We start from the raw sequence: 19,424 nt of genomic DNA on the forward strand, positions 1-19,424 counted from the left end.
TTATCCCTTATCGTTATATGAATGGAGTAAAACGGCACCGAAACGATCACAGTGCTTGAGCGCGCCACATCAGCCGCGCGGCCGCTCTCGTTGAATACGCATCAGAGCAAACGTGCCCGTTACCATCACTATTGCGGCAAGACCAAAGCCCACGATTGGCGATACGCCCGTCCACAGCAAACCAAGTACGGAACTAGACAGAAATTTTGTGCAACCATTCACCGTCCCCAGTGCGCCGTAACTGGTCGCGAGCGTGTCTTGCGCCACCATATCCGCGCTCACTGTCGATTCCAGCGCATCTTGTACTGCCACATACAGGCCTGCGATGAGGAAGATTCCAGCGAGTAACGGTATGCTCGCCGACGAGAGGTAAAAGGCGAGCATCATCAAGACGCCAGTTAATGCGCCCAAAGCGTATCCTCCAACTAGGAGCGCCAGTGCGCCTACGCGGTCGGCACATGCGCCGATGGGATACGAAGCCACTACCTGGACGATGTTGCGCCCAACATAAAGCAGTCCGGCGATTTGAGCCGCGTGCACTACGCCAAACGAGGGAGTGAGCAATTGAGTCGCCCCAAGGATCAGCAAGCTATGCGAGAAATCGCCCAGCCCGAATATTCCGACCGCTGCTAAATAGCGCTTAAAGCTCACGGGAAGTCCCCGCAGCGTGCTGAAAAGGCGCAATCCAGGATTGGGCGAACGTTCAGGATCGTTGACAAGCGTCAGGAATGCCACCACAGCAAGCGCGCCTGGAACAACCGACAGCCATAGAACTAATCGAAAGGGACCGGACGCGTCATCCCAGTGGAAAGTTTGTGCCCAGCCGAGCACGGACACGCCCAATAATGGACCGAGGACCGCTCCGATGGTATCGACCGCGCGGTGAAAGCCCATAGCACGCCCCCGCGTCTGTCGGCTGACGGCCTGAATGACGATTGCATCGCGAAGCGGCCCCCGCAGGCCTTTACCGAACCAGGATACTAAACGCCCAAGTAACAGTAGCGGCCATCCCGCGGCCAGCGCAATCAGAACCTGCCCGATTGGGGTGAGCGCGTATCCTACTAACACTAGGCGCTTTCGGTGACCAAGCTTGTCTGCAATATAACCGGAGGCCATCTTTGTGAAGCTTGAGACAGCATCGGCTACGCCTTCAATGAGCCCCAAGGCCGCCGCAGGAATACCCAAGACTGCTAGAAAACCCGGTAGGATGACCGTCGTTGTTTCGTAGCAAAAGTCACCGAATGCGCTCGTTATTCCTGCACCTGCAACGGTGCGGTTGAGCCATCCGCTCGGCACCTTTTGAGTATCAACGCTACGCCCGTCTTTCTCATTAGTCATACTAAATTCGTCCCAGGAAGCCTGTTTTGGCTAAATTGACACTGCGGATTAAGCGTGACCGATACGCCGCATAGTCGATCTACCTTTACGATAGCTCAAAGCGTGCGAGGACCGGATAGTGGTCCGAGGCAAGGTCTGTTGCCGCGGTGCGCACAACCTCATAATGACGTGCACTCTTCGCCAGAGAAGCAGATGCGAGCAGGTAGTCGCAGCGCATATTTGCAAACTCGGCATTTGGATATCCTTGAGTGGGTACGGTTGCTGTCTTGCGAGCGTCAAGCTGGTTCCCAAGATCGACCCATCCGGCGGCTTCGAGCCTCGCCAATACGGTACGGTCCGCACTCACTAAACCATCATCTAGGTAGCGAATACGGTGGTGCGCCGGCAAGACATTGAAACCTTCTGGCTCAGGATCATGCGGTGAGGCAGCGTTGAAATCTCCGCCGAGCAACGTTAGCTTTTCGGGTGCGACTTGCACTGCCAAATATGCCGCCTCGCGACGGCGCACATCGGGTCCGTTTGGGCAAAGGTGCGCGCTAAGAAAGGTGATGGGCTCGCTAACGCCTGGAACCGCCACCTTCAGCGTAGCAAGCGCGTGGTGAAAATGACCACTATCTGGCTCAAAGGAAAGTGGACGAAGCGGCGTGCGGATAAAAATGGCCACGTGCTGACCGGTTCCTGGCGCGACCGCCAAGAACCCACGCAGACCAAGATGCTCTTCCATCGCATACAGCCACGCGCCTCCGTTAGCGTCAAAGCCCTTCGCCTCCTGCATCAGGAATACATCCGGGTGAATTTGATTTATTAACTCGATTTGCGCTCGGGCACGTACGTCGTTGGTACCCTCTCGCCCTGCGAACAAGGTGTTGTAGCTGAGAACGGTAAGTTGCATGTTCGCTCCAGATTAGCGGTTTTCGTCATGTGCTTCGAAAACGCGTTGGGCATAGACGTCTAGTAGACCTTCACATGCCGTCAGACGTCGCTGCGCCTCTTCCGCACGGGTGGCACCATAAAAGTCGAGCTTGCGAATCTTTTCCAGCCAGGTCTGCAGTTTTTTCAGGTCGGCGTCGTTTTCTTCGAGTTCCGCATAGGTGAAGTGATTCGCCGCGGTTTCCTTTGCGATTTCCGCGTCAAAGTCGTCACATTTGTCGATGAACTCGATGTACTGTTCATCGCGATCGGCCTTGAAGCGACCCAATACCTTATCTTCCTGACTTTGGTCGAGGGCAATCGTTTCAAGCAGCACCGACTCTCCAGCCATTTCGTGGATTTCGTTTTCCATGATCTTCAAGCGACGCGTGTGATCATCGGTCTTCGGCAGCAGGCACACGCCGTTTTGCAAGTAAATGCCGCCCATACCCTTGAGCTTTCGCCATAACGCGATTCGCGTTTTTGCGGGCTCGGCGGGGACCTTATAGGTCAGCAATAGCCAGTTTTGTGTCTTCATGCGAACAATCATAAAGTAACGATCGTAACAAATAAACTGTAGAGACAAATTGTTTTTTTTGTTCTAATCAAAAAAACTTCCGATTAATCTGGACGATTTGGGATCCATTCGGTATCGTTTGGTTAGGGAGATGGTGTTCCTCCTTTAACCGCAGTCGACATTGTGCTGCTGATGACGCCTACAGAAACCTGATCACGGTCAGGGCTGTAGGCGTTCGCGCACACTCTCTTGCCGTTGGTCAGCCCGAACAATTCGAGCAAATATGACCAATGCCGCGCCTTCCCCGCCCAGAACAACTCAAGCTTTTGCCGTATATCGGCAAGTGGCTTGTCATCGCCAGTGTCGTCGCTCTTCTCGCCGGCTGCGCCTCTGCGTTTTTCCTCGCTTCACTCGATCAGGCGACCGATTGGCGTGAAACCCATCATTGGATTATTTGGCTATTGCCTGTGGCAGGGTTTTCCGTAGGGCTTGTGTATCACCTGCTAGGGAAAACTGTCGATGGCGGCAACAATCTCATCATCGACGAAATCCACGACCCAAAGAATGTCGTGCCATTACGCATGGTTCCGCTGGTGTTGGGCGGAACCATTATTTCGCATTTATTTGGCGCAACAGTAGGCCGCGAGGGTACCGCTGTACAGATGGGCGGCGCACTCGCTGATCAGCTCACCCGATTGTTCCGCATACAGCAGGAAGACCGTCGCATCCTATTGATGGCCGGCATCAGCGCTGGCTTCGCGTCGGTGTTTGGAACGCCGTTGGCAGGCACGGTCTTTGGCCTCGAAGTGCTCACCATCGGGCGCATGCGCTATGACGCGCTGTTCCCCTGCATCGTCGCAGGCATTGTTGCCGACCAAGTGTGCCGTGCTCTGTGAGCTGCCTCTCATGAACACGCCAGTGGCAGGCGTAGCCACGCGCGTCAAGGCGGGATGATGATGTTCGGTGCTTCCACCGTTATCGCCATTAGCGCCGGCGCAACCGTTGGCGCTCTCACCCGCTATGGCCTAAGTCTGGCGATGAATGCATGGGTACCTAATCTGCCGATGGGAACACTTGCCTCGAATTTAATTGCTGCCTACATCGTCGGGTTCGCCATCGCTTATTTTGCTGTATCGCCGGGTCTATCTGCGGCATGGCGACTGTTTCTAATTACGGGCTTAGCGGGGGGACTCTCTACTTTTTCAACGTTTTCGGCTGAGCTGCTAACGACGCTGCGAGAGGGTCGCCTAGGTTGGTCGGCTCGCCTACTGGCGTTCCACGTCGGTGGTTCATTAGCCATGGCGGCTCTCGGCATGACTACCGTTTCTTTGGCGCGTCCAACCTGACGATGGCGCAAAGCCCTTCGGTGACCGTTCGGGCGTCCGTGTCGGCGGAATAAAGTGGTCGAGGTTTTTGGTTGTTGAAGCTCCAGGACGGGGATGAGGTGTCGAACACCCCGTTTGTTTACGCGATGCAGTCACCCATTAAATACGGGTCTTTTTGAACTATTTGCACTGGGAGTTGTTCATGGATTTTTCCATCCAAACGTTACACGCCCGCGAGATACTAGATTCTCGCGGCAATCCGACCGTCGAAGTTGACGTGCGGCTCATTGGTGGAGCGACCGGGCGCGCTGCGGTGCCATCGGGGGCTTCTACTGGCGTTCACGAGGCGGTCGAACTACGGGATGCGGACGCGAAGCGTTTTGGTGGTAAGGGTGTCCGCCATGCCGTTGCAAACGTCAATACTGAAATCGCCGTCGCCCTGCAAGGTATGGACGCGAGTGATCAAAGCGGGATTGATAGCGTCTTAATCGAATTGGACGGCACGCCGAACAAGGCTCGACTCGGCGCCAACGCTTTGCTGGCAGTGAGTTTATCGGTCGCACGAGCGGCCGCTCAGGGCGAAGGGCTACAGCTCTTTGAGTACCTAGGCGGCCCGCATGCGAACCGGATGCCAGTGCCGATGTTCAACATCCTCAACGGCGGTGTTCACACAAATTGGCAAGGCGCCGATTTTCAGGAGTTCATGATAGCGCCGGTCGGTGCGGAAAGCTTCGCTGAAGGCCTGCGATGGGGTGCCGAGATTTATCACTGTCTTCGCGACAACTTGAAAAAAAGCGGTCATTCCACGGCGGTGGGCGACGAAGGTGGCTTCGCGCCGGCGTTGAAGCGAAACAGCGACGCAGTGGAGCTGATCCTCACGGCTATTGAGACGGCCGGATACAAACCAGGAGAAGATGTCGTGATCGCCATCGATCCTGCATCCAGCGGATTCTTCAAGGATGGGCTGTATCACTTACATAGTGAAAATCGAAGTATCACTGCTGATGAGTTGGTCGAACTATACGTTGATTGGACAAACAAATACCCCATCGCGGTGTTAGAAGATGGGCTAGCCGAAGACGATTGGGCTGGCTGGAAAACGCTGCATGACGCACTTGGCAGCAAGATTGAGTTAGTTGGTGATGATCTCTTTGTGACAAACGTAGAGCGAATCGCACGCGGCATACGCGAGGATGTCGCCAATGCAGTGCTTATAAAGCCAAATCAAATAGGAACACTTACTGAAACCCGCGCTGCGGTTGATATGGCTTACAGGGCGGGATGGAGCGCTATGGTATCCCATCGCAGCGGAGAAACAGTAGATAGCTTCATTGCAGATCTGACGGTGGCACTGTGCACGGGTCACCTAAAGACAGGTGCGCCTTGTCGTGGTGAGCGCGTTGAAAAATATAACCAACTCATACGCATAGAAGAAACGCTAGGCGCGGCCGCGACCTATGCGGGACATACGGCCTTCGTACGATAATCAATTCGCACCATCATTAGAGGTCGCTACAGCTGAGCCGGTTCAAAAATGGCACGTGCATGGAAAATGGGCCAGATCTGATTTTTGATCAAACACTTACCTACGCCTGCTCACACATTGGGAGACCCTGAGCGGCAGCATTTCGGGTTGGCACGAATGACGGTTGGGGCATGGGAGTTTCCCAAGGCCCCTATTTAATACAACGAGTGAGGAGACAGAATGATGAACGCATACCAAGTCACGTTTTTCACTGAACAAAACCGGCGCCACAACCACACGTCCATCGGCGAATGGTTACTGAAATTCACGAAGGAACATGGGGCTAAAGGCGGCACTTTAGTAAGCGGAGCAGAAGGGTTCGACCACTTGGGGAAATTCCATTCTATTGGTTTTTTTGAATTAGCCGATCAGCCTATAGCGGTCACAGTCTCGATAGATGAGGAAAACTTCCAGCAACTCGCCGCTGCACTAGCGAACGAAAACGTTGACATCGCCTACGTCAAAATACCCGTGGAGTTGGGGCGTCTGGGCGCTGGTTGGAAATAGCGATATTGACGCACTCGAAGTATTCGCGCCAGAGAAATCGCGCCTCCCTCCGGAGCTGCGTCCAGTCGTCGACGAATTTATAAAGCCAGTTGAATGAGCTCTCAAAGCACCATGGGCGCCATTCTCCCGGCATTAAATCTGCGCCATGCTCACATTTGTCCCTAGTTACCATACTGATGGTGTGACCGCCATGATGCTCGCTCAATGTCCGACCTGTAGAAAACCCATGATTGAACATCAATCGCTATGCCCTATGTGCCGTTGCCTGGATAATCGCATCGGCTTAGGACTAAAGAGAAATCGCCACGACATTACTAGCAACGTAACACTCTTACTACTGATTGCAACGGCAACCTTGCTCGTATTGTCTTACTTGCTCGGATTAACAGAGCCGCTGTAATTGCCCGCACTACGCTAGTTTGGCGTATCCGCAGGAACTTTCGGACCGTTCCTTATCGAGCGACAGATCGCAGACAGGCTGTAAGTTCACGGCGCAGCGCACCGCGCGATTGAATATACAGAGCTTGGTAGATCGTCTCGTGGCTGACTCTCATCGATAGGTCCCCAGGGAAGTCGACCTGCAGTCGTTGTGCAATCTGCTCTGGGCTCCAGGCCGTTGACCAGCGCCTGTTCTGACGATGGACGACTCGCCGCGCCGTCCATGTCACGCTTGGTCCGACAAACTCACACCACATGAGCTGGTAATTTTACCCGCGAGCCGCTCTTGAACATAATCGCGCAATATGGAGTTGGCAACAAGCTTGCTTATTCTTGGCCGCTTAGCGGCGCGATCGGCATGCCATTGAGCATTGCTGGCACGGTAATCAAAATCGCCACTACTGATGGGGCGCATCGCAACCTCCTAAATCAGAGGTGTTGCGACGACCGGTTGAATGCGCCCAATATTCAAGTGACCATTTCCAAGATTTACTGCGTGATTTAGGTGTTACGTGCAGTAGGAGTCGGTCCGGAAACGTGTGGGACAATTCAGCGATGGAGAGCTTTTTCTCATCGCTAAAGACCGAACGCACTGCGCGCAAGGTTTATCGTTCACGCGATGAAGCAAGGTCGGACGTGTTCGATTACATCGAACGTTTCTATAATCCAATGCGCCGACATTCAACGTTGGGCTACGTTAGCCCAGTTGCATTTAAAGAGGCGATGCTACAAGCTTAGGATGGTGTCCACGGAATCGGGTACAGCTCATACATACGATAAATATGTCAAGGCCCAACCCTGTCCGTCAGCTCGGCGTCTAAGGCGAGGTCGTGGGCATACTTCAGCACCGACACGATCTTCGGCGCAACTCCCCTATTTGCGCAAACTGCCAACGGGCTGGGATGCGGCATGTCCAGGATGGTTAGGCCCGGTAAGCAGCTAGCTAGAAACGTATGTGCATTCTGCGCGCCGCGTCCTGCGAGAACGACCACCCGCAGATCCTTCAAGAGAACGAGTAAGCCGGGTAACTCAGCGAGGCCTTCCTGAAAATCTATTTTATTCAGGCCGCGTTTTCGCGCTCCCCGGCTTTCTGGCAACCAGGGAAAGATGTTCCACATCACCAGCATTTCGCGCTTTACGCCTGCCTCGGCTAAAAACGATCGAAGATTTCGTTGTGTCGCAACCGGGTTATCTTGAGACACAAACCGGGGGTGCACTGCATACGCCGAAGGGGACTGCAACAGAAGCAGTATTTTTGCGCGGCACCCTCCGTCCATGGGGTCAAAATACGGGACGAGCCCTGTGCGCTTGGTCAGTTCATGAACGTACGCCGTCAGTTGACGCATGTGTGGCTGGCCCAGGCGCAAGGCGCGTTTTTCGCGCTCCCCGGCCAGCGCTAAAGAGTCGAATAGGACTTGTGCAGTGTCTACATTAGCGGCCCCCTTCATAAGACGATCCAGTATTGAGCTGTTTGAAAGGGGTAATCCGTTAGGATGTCGGTTGACTCAACGTCGCCGAAAATGTCTTCCCATCAACATCCGTTAGGTTGATGGTATCGCCCGCCGCAATCGAGGTATTCGCATCGCCTTTATTCAGACTAGACAACGAGAGCGTTGCAGCTGCGCCCATCGGCGCGCGTATGCCGAACGGACCGGGTCCAAACTTGTTATAGTCATAGTCGTTTTGAAAGTTGGACTTCGGCAATTTGGACAGCGCCGCTGCATCCCACTGCGCAACGACCATTCCCGCTGTATCCGTCACCGTAGCCTTCACGACATGTACTGGTGCCTCCGGGGTCCCACCATCAAGCGACACATGCACCTGCACGCTGCCATCTCGCATCAGCACAGCATTCGAAAGCGTCAAGTGGTGCGTGGTTGGGCTTACTGGGCCGCTATGAAACGGGGTCACGACAGAGCCGCGATAGTAGTTGTAAGTGGCAACGTTGAACACCACGACGAGTGCAAATACGGCCAGCGCGATATTGCGGAATTTCAGTTCATTGACCGGCAAGCTCATGCTGCCGCTCGCCCAGCGAAAGACCCGACTCTCGGCCAAGGCCGGCTTGCGCTTCAGCAAAACATTGTCCACGGAATAAGCGCCACTGCCGCCTAACAACAGCGTCGCGCCCATTGCGAGATTGCACGCTGCCATCGTCCATTCGTCAATACACGTCGCGCCCTGCCAGCCGAACATCAGCATCAGGATGACGGAGAAGCCCATTGACACCAACGCCGCCGCTCGCGTCATCAGACCGGCCATCAGCATTAAGCCAACAACCAATTCAGCTGCGCTGAAGAGCAGCACGCCTGCATACAGAATGTAGAAGTGATGCAGCATAAAACTGATCAGATGGCCTGTGCCCAGCAAGGCGCCAGGCATCGCCGTTTGAAACTTGTTTGCCATCCAGTGCGCCGCATCCGGATTCAATTTACTGGGGGCGAAAATGAAACGACGCGAGCCACCGCCATAATAAATAAAGCCTTGGATAAAACGTACCGACAGCATCGCGATAGCCGCAATGCGCCAAGCCTGATTGACGTTGACGGCAGGCAGGGAAGCGACCCTGCTGAATGGACGATTAACAGTGTTCATGACAACCTCGAAGAGAAGATGCGTTGGTGGGCCCCAACCCCGCTATGCGCGCAGGGCTGCTCACGGCCTACTTTGCAGCGGCCACATAGGGCTTAAATCCATATCGCTCAAAAATGGAAAGCGCGGCGGGCGATTTGATGAAGTGCAACCACTGCTCGCCTGCCTGAGCGTGAGGAGCACCTTTCGCAACGGCTGCGGCATAAATTGCTGTCGTGTTTTGTTCGTCTGGAATATCGACGTGGCTGATGGGATGCCCTACTTGCTCCTGGAAAAGCGCCTCGGATTTCCAGGTCACACCCGCATCAACCTTATGTTGCATGATCCACAAAGGCGTTTGCCGATGGTGGATGTGCGTCAACTGCGTTGAGCCATCGTCTAGCTTCGTCTTATAAACCGCAGTTGAAAGCGCATCGCCTCCGGCCTTATTCAAAGACGCCTGAATCTGATGTGCCACGCCTTCGAACGCGGGATTTGGCATCGCAAGCTTTATATCGGCCTTTTGGAGGTCGGTGAGACCAGTAATATTTTTCGGATTACCGGCAGCCACCATGATCGTCAGATTATTCGTGGCATACGGCGTGGCCGGTGCAACGAGGTTGCCAGCATCAATTTGCTTTTTGACCGCATTCAATCCCGCCAAATAGACATCAGGCTTAACCGTCCAAGTCATGTTGCCGACCGTGACCGTGCCGCCCGCCTCCATTTGCTTGACCAGCAGACCAGGAGGAATGGTTTCCCAATAAATATGGCCCTTGTACTGCGGGTATTGCTTTTCGAACTGGGCTACCAGCGGCGCCATGGCGAAGAAGTAATTGCCACCGACAAACAGCGACAGCGCTGGATGCTGCGGATCCCCATGAAAATCCGCCAGATTATCTGCGTCCGGCTCATCAAATCCCAGCCCTCGCTTCAGCGCATCATTGTTTGCGCCGTGCTGCCAGGGAGGATAGACGCTGCTCGCAGCAGTTGGGGTGCCGACGTCTGCCGCTTCCACTGGCACGATGACGCTGCTCGCGATGAATGCCACGAGCAGCGCCCCTACAACACGGGGGTATCTCAAAAATGACGTAGCCATATCGACCTCAATGCTGTGCGCTCATACACGCGCGATGAACGAGAAAAGCTTACAAAGGCATGAGGACATAACCACCGGACTCCAAGGTCGTCACGGTCGTCAATCCCGATAAGGCCAAGGTCACTTGTTTGTCGAGCCAGTCGTATTTGAAGTGATGCTCGGCCACCGCCTGTCCGCAGACAGACACATCGATGCCATGCGCTTTAAGTGCTGCAATCAACGGCAGATTTGGATTCGCAACGCCGAATTTGGCCCGGTACTGAGTGTCGTTCAGTGCCAGCGGCGTGGCTGCACCATAGGCGACGGCAACGAACTTCAGGTGGTCAATCGGTACGCCCGAAGCAACATATAAATTGACCGTGCGCGCGACGTGATCGAGTCCAGGATTTACTGCAGAGGGCGTTTTGGCGCCTTGCGTTAGTGCAAACACAATTTTGTACTGCTTTTCTGCTTGAGGCTGATAGGCGGCTTTAGGCAGCGCGTGCATCTTCCCATAGCCTGCAATCGTCGGCGTGGTCCAAAAGCCCTCCGTGCTGGACTGTGCATGGCACGTCAGCGCGCTCAAGGACAAGGCTGCAGCGAGAAACATCGTACGTTTGTTCATCCTGTTCTCCAGTGTTTAGATAGAATGCGCTTTTTTTTGGTATATGAAAAATATCAATTACCTATCATATTAATGCCTAAAAAGCATGCGAGAGGCGCTTGATCAAACGGGACTTTCTGCTCCGTTCGGCCGAACTGCTCGCTCGTCCTGAGAAAGCAAATCAAGGTTTGTCGCCCCCGCTTAATCGGCACAACGAGAGAGCTGATCAAGATCCATTAAGAGGCTCTGGGCATTGAGCTTGAGTCCCTCGTCCATGATCGGGTAAGGAAAAAACTGGTCACACCAATGACTTGCCCGCTGCTGGCTTCCACCACCATCTTGATGAAGCCGTATGTGTTGAAATTTGCCAGCGCGTGCGGAATGTTTTCTAGCGAGAGCATTCGATTATCGATCTTGATGCCGACGCGATGCGCATGCGCCTCGCTGTCGCCAACGGTCGCAATTTGTGATCTGTAAAGACCACTGCGGACACTGAATCGGTGTCAGCCGCGTATTGCCGCCGGTCATGTTGATCGACGCGGGCATTTACGGCAAAGGCATCCGGATTAATCGTACGTGCGAGGCCTTTGTTGATTACGGATCCTTCCGCAAGCCAGTTGCTGGAGGTGGCTCTCTCGATTAATGCTTGCTTTCAGCGCTGACCGTCCGCATTGTGGTTTTCGGCATTTTGGTCAGCCAGCCCCATCGGGAGAAAATAGCGGCGCCCTCAGGCGATTTTAGAAACGCGACAAATTGCGCCGATGCGGGGTTTTCTGCCCCGCGTTTTGTAATAGCAGCGCCTGTATCGCGGTACACGGCATAACGGGGCTCGATCGGCACAACGTCAGCCAGTGTCGGATTCGAGACTTGCCAGATATTCCAGATCAGCCAAACATCGATATCCGTGTTCTCCGTCCATGTCTTGCGCGCTTCGGCGCTGTTGCCCGCGTAACCGACTATATTTTTACGTAGCGCCGCGACTTTTTTGATGTCGCCAGTACGACCCGCGACGTCTTCCCAAACGCCATTTTGGCCCGCGCCATTCACAACCAAGATCTTGACACCGGGCTTAAAGAGATCCGCGAAGCGTTTGATGTGCTGCGGATTGCCAGGTCGCACCAACATGGCCATGGGTCGCAGATAAAGCGGCTCGGCCGACTGGGGCGTCAGTTGATCTCCTAATGCATTGATGAAATCCGTCATCATTGTTTCAGAGCCGCTATAGATAACGTCAGCGTCGGTTTTTGCGTTTGCCAACCACTGCCCCGTTGGACCGGCCGTCACCATGACAGGCGTACCCGTTTGCTTTTGGAATGCCGCCGCTGCTTCTTTCATCGCCGGGGCCGGGCCGCCGGGGCCGTAGACGTGGAGTACGGCCTGCGCATAAGCGCCGCTCGTCATTAAGACCAGCCCAGCGGCGGCGAGATATCGGGTGACTTGGTTCATCATGTGCCTTCGTTTGGGTAAAACTGAATTAATTTTTCTTTGCTGTCGCTAAGCAAGGCGCTTGAAACAGATGACCGCGCCACATGCCCACTAGCGTCTTACTGACAACGAGCAACCAAAAACAGAACAGCGCGACAGCAAGCACCATCCCGATTACGGCGAATGGGTAAAACTGGGTGAGGCGGAACAGCGTAAATGTCGCTGACGTATAGACCCCGATTGGAAAGGTGAAACCCCACCAGCCCAGATTAAACGTCATCCCCTCACGCTGATAACGCAGCGTCAATATGACGGCAATGATGAGCCACCATACGCCCACGCCCCACATCAGCAAGCCAGCGAACAAACCAATGTCGCGTGCCATGTCGGCATAGTGCGCCAAAGGCGTCCCAGCAAAAGCGAGCGGTGCAGCCTGGCCCAGCAGTAGCAGCCCAAGACTCCCTGTTCCGATGGGACCCAACGTCAGCCAAGATGAGGCTGCCATGTCCCGGTGCGGTAGCTTGTGCAGCGCCAAGCGCAAAAACACGATCGTCAATACCGAAAACGCGAGCGGAACGGAAATGGCCCAGAGCACGTACCCGGTACCAACCAATAATTGCGCAGCGCCCTGCGACAAATGCGGTGCCAGCACCCCCGCACTGGATGCGGTCACTTCTGGTGCCACAATCGGCAACAGCCACACCGCCGTCATCTGATCGACCGAATGCTTTTGGCTCGTGAACATCCGATACGGCACCAAACAAGCAATGGACACCGCGAGAGCTGCGTCGAGCCACCACAGCACCTGCGCGACGTCGAGGACGGCGGGACCGAACAATCCCGGCCCAAAGTTCGTCAACCCATTGACGATCGGAATCAAGCCCATCGGAATGGCGCCTAGGAACATCGACTGAATCGGATGGTCCAGCATCGGACGTACGGTTTCGCTGAAGAAGAATAATCGCGATAAAAACAGCACCGAGAACGTCACGAAAAACAGACTGTCTACCATCCACAGTCCCTCTGCTACGTGAACCTGTCCCGGAAACTGAATTGGCAGCGCGAGCAGGATCAAATAAACGATGCCTGTGCCCATCGTCATCGCGAACCAATTTGGCGTGAACTGCCGGACAATCTCGCGCCGCTGACCGACGGCGATGAAAGGCGAAAATCGGGATGTTGAAAGACTTTCTGGTGTTGGCTGCTTATTCACTTCTTCTCTCCCAGGAGCAGTTGGCACTGCTCGGTTTCCATAAAAGGAATCATAGTGCAGTTTTATGTATAATAAAAATACATACTTGATATTTTATCGATACCTTTAAATTATGAATTTTACCCACCTCGAAGCCTTCTTGTCGGTTGCTCGCGCTGGCTCTGTCAGCGGGGGTGCGGGAAGACTGAATGTCAGCCAACCTGCAGTAACGCGTGAAATCAAGGAATTAGAAGGCCGCATCGGTCTGATATTGTTTGATCGCCTGCCGCGCGGCGTTGCTTTGACGCAAGCAGGCCACGTACTGTTGACCTATGCCGAACGCATCTTCGCGCTGGCAGATGCCGCCGAGTCCGAGTTGCGCGAACTAGCCGGTCTCACGGCAGGGCAATTGGCTGTCGGGGCAAGTGCGACGGTCGGCGTCTATTTGATACCAGACATGATTGCACGATTCAACGGAACGTATCCGCAGGTCAACATCGAGTTGAACGTCGTGAACACGGAGTTGGTGGAAGCGGGATTGATGGCCCAGACCTATGCCTTGGGATTCATAGAGGGTCCCTACGATGCCAACATCTTCGATGCCGAGGAAATTGGGATAGATGAAATCGTCATCGTCGCCTCCCCTTCTCACCCAATGGCCGGTAAAAAAGTGGCGGCGACAACGTTACTAAACAAACAATTGATTTTGCGGGAGCCCGGGTCGGGTACGCGCGCAGCCGTGGAAGAGGCCTATTCTCGCGCGAATCTGACAATCGTCCCGGCCATGTCGATCAGTCATACGGAGGCAATCAAGCGCATGTTGCTGCGCGGTAAATCCTTAGCCTATCTTTCGCGCCTCAGCGTGGCCGACGAGCTGCGTCGCAAAGAATTGGCGACGGTAAAACTCATCGACTTTGACATCAAGCGATCATTACGAATGATCTGGCTGAAAAATCGATCGTTCTCGCCGAGTACGGCCTCCTTCATCGCGTTGGTTCGGGAAGCACGTTTAACAGATCAAAAACTTACCTCTGAATAAGTCAGTGGCCGAGGCATGAAGTCACGTCGCCGGCACGGGCCGTGTCGCCTTGAGCTGCCGATAGACTTCCTGGGACACTTTCAGCAACGTCGATCGATCCGTACCGGCTGAGATGGCGTAGCCGAAATGGTCGTCTATCCAGTAGAACACGTTCACTGGACCGTCATTCCCAAAACGGAAGCCGACGTCTTTGTTACTGACATCGCGCGTCACATACAGCGTCAAACGCGCTTTGTCTGCTGCTTGATACATAAACTGCGCGACGGGTCCCCGTTCGCCAGGCAATAATCGCCCCCCAATCAATTCGTAGCCCAACCCGGCCAGCGAAGGCGGATGTATGGCTGTGCCCATGCGCTTCGTCAGCCACGTGACCAGCGCCTGCTCTTGATCCGCGCCAATTTCCACGGGGCGTCGGGCGTCGGGACTGTAGACCACATAAGCTACCGCCGCGCGCCGCGCAAAACCTTCCAGATCGGACGTATTCGCTGCCAGTATCTGATGCGGCGCCCCTCCACTGGCGAGTTGTAGGGAGTGGTTATCGACACTGCCCCGCGCAATCCACGCGCCGCTGCCACTGGCGAGGGCAATGATGAGCCCTGCCGCTATACCTCGCCAAGACCTTACCGTCGCGATAGGCGACGTCGGCAAACGCGTAGGCAACGGTTCCTCTAATACTGGATCAAGCCACGCGGCCATCAACCCGTTCTGCCGTTGCCAGGCCGCCACGCGCTGGCGTTCTGCAGGGTGCGAGGCAAGAAATTGCTCAACCTGCGCGTGGCGCGCGCCGCTAAGTTGACGATCCGCAAAGGCATGCAGTTCCGCCTCCAATACAGGAGCGCCCATCGAGCGATCGGGATTCGCTTGATCGTCAATCATGATTTCACCAGTTGCATTCGGGCAGGAATGACCTCCTGCGCCTCCGGTCCCTGTAATGCCAGACGAAGACTTTCACGTCCGCGTGACAAGCGAGACATTACTGTGCCTAGCGGAATGTCCAAGACACTGGAGGCCTCTTGATATGTCAGCCCCTCAACACCGATCAACAGCAGCACTTCCCGTTGTTCCATGGGTAAGCGTTGCAAAGCACCTTGCAAGTCACGGATTTCAAGCTGATCGGTTTGCATCGCACGCTGCGGCCACTCCGGCAAGGAGTCACCCACATCCTGTTCCACACTCCTGCGCTGTGAGCGGGCCAGATCGATAAAGCGGTTATGGAGAATGCCAAACATCCACGCACGGATATCACTGCGCCTTTGCCACAGTGAGAACTGCTTCCATGCTCGCTCCAGCGTGTCCTGCACAAGATCATCCGCTTGGTCACGATGGGACGTCAGTCCACGCGCGTAACGGCGCAGACTGGGTATACACGCAACGATGGCCGCTTCGTCCTGGGATCGCATGGTGCTCGCTGGGCAGTGAGATAACGGCGCTACTTTACTTGATTACGTGCCACACACCCTTGAAATTGTCACCGCTCATGTCACCCGCTTTCTTATCGTCGGCATATGTATAGACGGGTTTGCCTTTGAATGCCCATTGACTCGCACCATCGTCCCGCTTGATGACGGTGAAGTTACCTGCTTGTTTTGCCTCTGCCGTAGCTAAAGCGGGTGGCCAGAGCTTTGCGCATGGTCCGTTGCACTGACTTTTACCGCTGTCCACAGCGTCTTTGTCGAAAGTGTAGAGCGTCATGCCTCCACTATCGACCAACATTCCCCCCGTCATCATAGGAGGCGATTCCGCGTATGCACTGGCGGCGCACAGCATGGTGCCGATGACGAGGGCCAGGGTTGATACCGAGCGAATTGGGTTCATGTCTATATCCTAATATCGAAAAAAGGGACCTTACCCATCGATAGACGAGGATGAGGGGTGGTTTATTCCCTGGGGTCGAAGTTATTTTTGATCGGTACCATGCCTCGCCCTGCAGCGCGACGTCGCTAAATATTACCTATCTGGGATAAGCCGTGATGTACGGCGCTCGTACCAAATGCGCCTCATCTAATCGGCGCGATACCCCATGAATCGCCCTGCCATGCTTTTTACGCATCCAAATCATAATAATAATGTCTTTTTGTTATTCATAAGATTCCTTTATCTTCGCTACATCGCAACGACTCTTCAACAGAAAAGCAAATCGTCATGCAAAAACCTCCTATCAAAGTCGCCGTTTCCGGCGCCGCTGGCCAAATCTGTTATTCGCTTCTTTTCCGTATCGCGAATGGCGACTTGCTCGGCGCCGATCAACCTGTCATCTTGAGTTTGCTGGATCTACCTCAAGCCCAACAAGCCTTGAAGGGGGTTGTGATGGAGATCGAGGATTGCGCTTTTCCCCTGCTCACTGGCTTGACAATCAGCGATGACGCAATGACCGCATTTGCCGACGTGAAATATGCCATCTTGGTGGGATCGCGGCCGCGTAGTAAAGGCATGGAGCGAGCCGACCTGCTCATGGCCAACGCCGCCATCTTCACAACGCAAGGGCAGGCGCTAAACGCAGTGGCTAACCGTGATGTCAAAGTGCTAGTGGTGGGCAACCCGGCCAACACAAATGCCTACATTGCGATGAAGTCCGCGCCCGACCTGCCTGCTGAAAACTTCTCCTCGATGATTCGCCTGGACCATAACCGCTCGCTCTCACAATTATCCCAGCGCCTTTCTGTGCCCAGCCACGCGATTGAACAAATGGTTGTATGGGGCAATCATTCGCCAACAATGTTCCCAGACATCCGATTCTGTACCAGTAACGGCGTGCCGATTCCAAGTTCCCCCGAGCTGTCCCAGTGGAATGAAGAGACCTTCATACCTATCGTGGCACAACGTGGATCTGCGGTAATAGAAGCCCGAGGCCACTCATCCGCAGCCTCGGCCGCGAATGCCGCAATCGACCAGATGCGAGACTGGATAAGCGGGACCGATGGTCGATGGGTATCGATGGGCATCGCATCGGACGGCTCATATGGTATCCCAGAGGGTCTGATGTTTGGCGTACCCGTGAGATGCAGTGCGGGATCGTATCACCGTATCGAAAACTTGGAGATATCTCCTTTTGCGCTAGAAAAGATAGCGCTGTCGCTGCACGAACTCGTTGCTGAACGCGATGCCATCGCGCACCTATTACCTGCATAAGCAATACTAGAGCACCCTGCCGCTACGCTATGGAAAACAGGTGTGTGAGTGTCGGCGTCAGCGTAATGCAGACGGTAAGCCCCATCAATTACGAACTAAAATAACCATGCCACTTTCCTTTCGAGTCTCACGTCTGTCTCTGGTGACGCTATTGGCGCTTGGTTGCGCTACGTCACCATTAGTGCATGCTGAAGCAACCGCGCCCGCCGCACAAACGGCCGCATCGGTCAACACGGCTCGGTGGACGTTCGACGGTGCTATCCACAATAATTCTTTAGCATTGAGCCCGGACGAGACGCTCGCCGTCGTGTCCTATAGTCAACGTCCCGACATCATTGTTTATGACGTGCGCGCTAAGCGGGTAAAAGCAGTACTGCACGGGTACGTAACGCCGCGCAACATCGTATTTTCGCCGTCTGGCGATAGGATCTATATTTCCGACAGCAGTTTGGGAACCGTCACGATCATTGATGCGAAAAATCTGAAGACGATTCGTACATTACCCGTGGGTCCAGGTGCTTTCGGTACGATCCTCTCTAAAGATGGCAAGTCGCTTTACATCAATAACGAAGCGGCAAGCACCGTAACCCGCTATGACACGGGGGCGTTTCAACCCGAAGCGGTTATCACTGGTTTCGCACAGCCGCGGCAAGGGGTACGACTGAGCCCCGATAATGGAACGCTTTATGTCACAAATTTCCTTGGCGACAAGATCACGATCGTCAACACCCAGACCAATAAGATCGACGGTGAGATTACCGGTTTCAAAATGCTCCGCGCCATTTCCGTCACAGCCGATGGCACGACGCTATTTGCGGCGAACAGCGGCACGAATTCCATCGCGGTGGTCGACATCCAAAATCGAAAAATTACAAACACCATTCCTGTCGGAAAAGACCCTTACGGCGCAGCGCTGTCACCAGACGGAAAATTCATTTACGTCGGCAATCTGGGTGATAACTCAGTATCCGTCGTTTCGGTGGCAACGCAAAAAGTCGAAGCGACCATTACCGGGCTGAAAGAACCGCGCCAAGCCACTGTCTTTACGCACGATAACCGCTATGCTTATGTCCTGAACGAAGACCTGAGCATTGTAAAGATCGATCGGGACAACAACAGCATCGTCGAGACGCTGTCGCCGCCGACAGAGTTGAAATCATAAATAGTGCTTGGCGTCTGATCGCTTGATCCTTGGAAACGCATCGCGTCCGGCAAACAGCGGCGCTGCCAAGCGTACGTTCGATTTCCACTAAGCGATTGTACTTCGCGAGCCGTTCGCCACGGGCGGGCGCGCAAAACTTGATCTGTCCCGTGTTTCCGCCCACACACAGATCGGCAATAAACGTGTCGTTGGTTTCACCGGATCGGTGCGATACCAAGCAGGTGTACCCTGCCTGCGTGGCCATGGCCATGGTGTCCAACGTTTCGCTGACCGGGCCGATCTGATTCGGCTTGATCTATATGCTATTGCAGCAATGCTTTCGAATCCCCCGATCATGAAACCGCCGATTCGTCACGAATAAGTCATCGCCGACGATTTGCACCTCATCACCTAGAAGCGCGATGATTTTTGAAAAGCCCTCCCAATCACTGTCCGCCAAAGGGTCTTCAAGAGAAATAATAGGATAACGACTCGCCCAATCTTGCCAGAACGAAATCATCTCTTCCTGAGATAAGTGCCGACCTTCGCGCGCAAGAGGATACGTACCGTTTGGTAAAAGAACTCGCGGCAGGGTCAAGGGCAATCCAGATGTCTTCGCCAAGCCGGAATCTAGCACTCTCGATTGAACTCTTGTATATCAGCCGCGTTCGACGCGGGTTTTCCGC

18 protein-coding genes, 5 pseudogenes and 1 riboswitch are annotated in these 19,424 nt (G+C 54.4%); of the genes and pseudogenes, 8 read left to right on the top strand and 15 right to left on the bottom strand.

What is annotated here, in order from left to right:
- Nucleotides 1-69: 69 nt before the first annotated feature.
- From OVY01_RS14510 to OVY01_RS14520, 3 genes are all read right to left on the bottom strand, one after another.
- Complete coding sequence (locus tag OVY01_RS14510) at nucleotides 70-1,338, bottom strand: MFS transporter (protein ID WP_267848314.1); 1,269 nt, start codon at nucleotides 1,336-1,338, stop codon at nucleotides 70-72.
- Between the two features lie 85 nt (nucleotides 1,339-1,423).
- Complete coding sequence (locus tag OVY01_RS14515) at nucleotides 1,424-2,230, bottom strand: endonuclease/exonuclease/phosphatase family protein (protein ID WP_267848315.1); 807 nt, start codon at nucleotides 2,228-2,230, stop codon at nucleotides 1,424-1,426.
- A gap of 12 nt (nucleotides 2,231-2,242) precedes the next feature.
- Nucleotides 2,243-2,785: a Chromate resistance protein ChrB gene (locus OVY01_RS14520; protein ID WP_267848316.1), complete on the bottom strand. Its 543-nt coding sequence runs from the start codon at nucleotides 2,783-2,785 to the stop codon at nucleotides 2,243-2,245.
- Nucleotides 2,786-2,902: 117 nt separating this feature from the next.
- Nucleotides 2,903-2,973: riboswitch (Fluoride riboswitch) on the top strand.
- 81 nt (nucleotides 2,974-3,054) lie between these two features.
- On the opposite strand from OVY01_RS14520, the pseudogene OVY01_RS14525 reads away from it, so the two are divergent.
- The 4 genes and pseudogenes from OVY01_RS14525 to OVY01_RS14540 all read left to right on the top strand — a co-directional run.
- Nucleotides 3,055-3,645: pseudogene (locus tag OVY01_RS14525) on the top strand (chloride channel protein); the annotation flags it as partial.
- Between the two features lie 75 nt (nucleotides 3,646-3,720).
- A complete protein-coding gene (gene crcB, locus OVY01_RS14530; RefSeq protein WP_267848317.1) occupies nucleotides 3,721-4,110 on the top strand; it encodes a fluoride efflux transporter CrcB in 390 nt (129 codons plus the stop codon).
- Nucleotides 4,111-4,291: 181 nt separating this feature from the next.
- Nucleotides 4,292-5,575, top strand: a complete 1,284-nt coding sequence (eno, locus tag OVY01_RS14535) for a phosphopyruvate hydratase (protein ID WP_267848318.1) — start codon at nucleotides 4,292-4,294, stop codon at nucleotides 5,573-5,575.
- A gap of 222 nt (nucleotides 5,576-5,797) precedes the next feature.
- Nucleotides 5,798-6,121 (top strand): DUF190 domain-containing protein, encoded by a 324-nt coding sequence (locus tag OVY01_RS14540; RefSeq protein ID WP_267848319.1) that lies wholly within the window; start codon nucleotides 5,798-5,800, stop codon nucleotides 6,119-6,121.
- A 464-nt stretch (nucleotides 6,122-6,585) separates the two neighbouring features.
- On the opposite strand, the pseudogene OVY01_RS23300 reads toward OVY01_RS14540, so the two are convergent.
- A pseudogene (locus OVY01_RS23300) lies at nucleotides 6,586-6,956 on the bottom strand (IS30 family transposase); the annotation flags it as partial.
- A 65-nt stretch (nucleotides 6,957-7,021) separates the two neighbouring features.
- Here OVY01_RS23300 and OVY01_RS14555 point away from each other — a divergent pair.
- A pseudogene (locus OVY01_RS14555) lies at nucleotides 7,022-7,297 on the top strand (IS3 family transposase); the annotation flags it as partial.
- 47 nt (nucleotides 7,298-7,344) lie between these two features.
- On the opposite strand, the gene OVY01_RS14560 reads toward OVY01_RS14555, so the two are convergent.
- The 7 genes and pseudogenes from OVY01_RS14560 to OVY01_RS14590 form a co-directional block, all read right to left on the bottom strand.
- Nucleotides 7,345-8,007, bottom strand: a complete 663-nt coding sequence (locus OVY01_RS14560) for a uracil-DNA glycosylase (RefSeq protein WP_267848321.1) — start codon at nucleotides 8,005-8,007, stop codon at nucleotides 7,345-7,347.
- A 40-nt stretch (nucleotides 8,008-8,047) separates the two neighbouring features.
- On the bottom strand, nucleotides 8,048-9,154 hold the full coding sequence (locus OVY01_RS14565) for a TQO small subunit DoxD (RefSeq protein WP_267848322.1): 1,107 nt from the start codon (nucleotides 9,152-9,154) through the stop codon (nucleotides 8,048-8,050).
- Between the two features lie 67 nt (nucleotides 9,155-9,221).
- Nucleotides 9,222-10,229, bottom strand: coding sequence for a molybdate ABC transporter substrate-binding protein (locus OVY01_RS14570; RefSeq protein ID WP_432422250.1), 1,008 nt, complete (start codon nucleotides 10,227-10,229; stop codon nucleotides 9,222-9,224).
- A gap of 49 nt (nucleotides 10,230-10,278) precedes the next feature.
- Nucleotides 10,279-10,833 (bottom strand): DsrE family protein, encoded by a 555-nt coding sequence (locus OVY01_RS14575; protein WP_267848324.1) that lies wholly within the window; start codon nucleotides 10,831-10,833, stop codon nucleotides 10,279-10,281.
- 180 nt (nucleotides 10,834-11,013) lie between these two features.
- Nucleotides 11,014-11,352, bottom strand: a pseudogene (locus OVY01_RS14580) (mercury(II) reductase); the annotation flags it as partial.
- Nucleotides 11,353-11,451: 99 nt separating this feature from the next.
- Nucleotides 11,452-12,258, bottom strand: coding sequence for a substrate-binding domain-containing protein (locus tag OVY01_RS14585; RefSeq protein ID WP_267848325.1), 807 nt, complete (start codon nucleotides 12,256-12,258; stop codon nucleotides 11,452-11,454).
- Nucleotides 12,259-12,286: 28 nt separating this feature from the next.
- Nucleotides 12,287-13,450, bottom strand: a complete 1,164-nt coding sequence (locus tag OVY01_RS14590; RefSeq protein ID WP_267848326.1) for a TDT family transporter — start codon at nucleotides 13,448-13,450, stop codon at nucleotides 12,287-12,289.
- 112 nt (nucleotides 13,451-13,562) lie between these two features.
- Here OVY01_RS14590 and OVY01_RS14595 point away from each other — a divergent pair, with 112 nt between their 5' ends.
- Nucleotides 13,563-14,468, top strand: coding sequence for a LysR family transcriptional regulator (locus OVY01_RS14595; RefSeq protein WP_267848327.1), 906 nt, complete (start codon nucleotides 13,563-13,565; stop codon nucleotides 14,466-14,468).
- Between the two features lie 21 nt (nucleotides 14,469-14,489).
- On the opposite strand, the gene OVY01_RS14600 is transcribed toward OVY01_RS14595, so the two are convergent.
- From OVY01_RS14600 to OVY01_RS14610, 3 genes are read right to left on the bottom strand one after another with little or no spacing between them, the layout of a single operon-like run.
- Nucleotides 14,490-15,344 carry an anti-sigma factor family protein gene (locus OVY01_RS14600; protein ID WP_267848328.1) on the bottom strand — a complete coding sequence of 285 codons (855 nt, stop codon included), beginning with the start codon at nucleotides 15,342-15,344 and terminating at the stop codon, nucleotides 14,490-14,492.
- The gene (locus tag OVY01_RS14605) at nucleotides 15,341-15,868 is read right to left on the bottom strand and encodes an RNA polymerase sigma factor (RefSeq protein WP_267848329.1); all 528 of its coding nucleotides are present in this window, start codon (nucleotides 15,866-15,868) and stop codon (nucleotides 15,341-15,343) included. Before OVY01_RS14605 ends, OVY01_RS14600 begins: the two co-directional genes overlap by 4 nt.
- Nucleotides 15,869-15,902: 34 nt before the next feature.
- Nucleotides 15,903-16,283 (bottom strand): COG4315 family predicted lipoprotein, encoded by a 381-nt coding sequence (locus tag OVY01_RS14610; RefSeq protein ID WP_432422251.1) that lies wholly within the window; start codon nucleotides 16,281-16,283, stop codon nucleotides 15,903-15,905.
- 327 nt (nucleotides 16,284-16,610) lie between these two features.
- Between OVY01_RS14610 and OVY01_RS14615 the strand changes: the two genes are divergently transcribed.
- Nucleotides 16,611-17,597, top strand: coding sequence for a malate dehydrogenase (locus OVY01_RS14615; RefSeq protein ID WP_267848330.1), 987 nt, complete (start codon nucleotides 16,611-16,613; stop codon nucleotides 17,595-17,597).
- A gap of 106 nt (nucleotides 17,598-17,703) precedes the next feature.
- Complete coding sequence (locus tag OVY01_RS14620) at nucleotides 17,704-18,759, top strand: beta-propeller fold lactonase family protein (protein ID WP_267848331.1); 1,056 nt, start codon at nucleotides 17,704-17,706, stop codon at nucleotides 18,757-18,759.
- On the opposite strand, the pseudogene OVY01_RS14625 reads toward OVY01_RS14620, so the two are convergent.
- Nucleotides 18,641-19,375, bottom strand: a pseudogene (locus OVY01_RS14625) (phosphopyruvate hydratase family protein). The gene OVY01_RS14620 and the pseudogene OVY01_RS14625 sit on opposite strands and share 119 nt — an antisense overlap.
- Nucleotides 19,376-19,424 lie beyond the last annotated feature (49 nt).

Origin of the sequence: Robbsia betulipollinis (assembly GCF_026624755.1) — a bacterium.
In the GTDB taxonomy this organism is placed as follows: domain Bacteria; phylum Pseudomonadota; class Gammaproteobacteria; order Burkholderiales; family Burkholderiaceae; genus Robbsia; species Robbsia betulipollinis.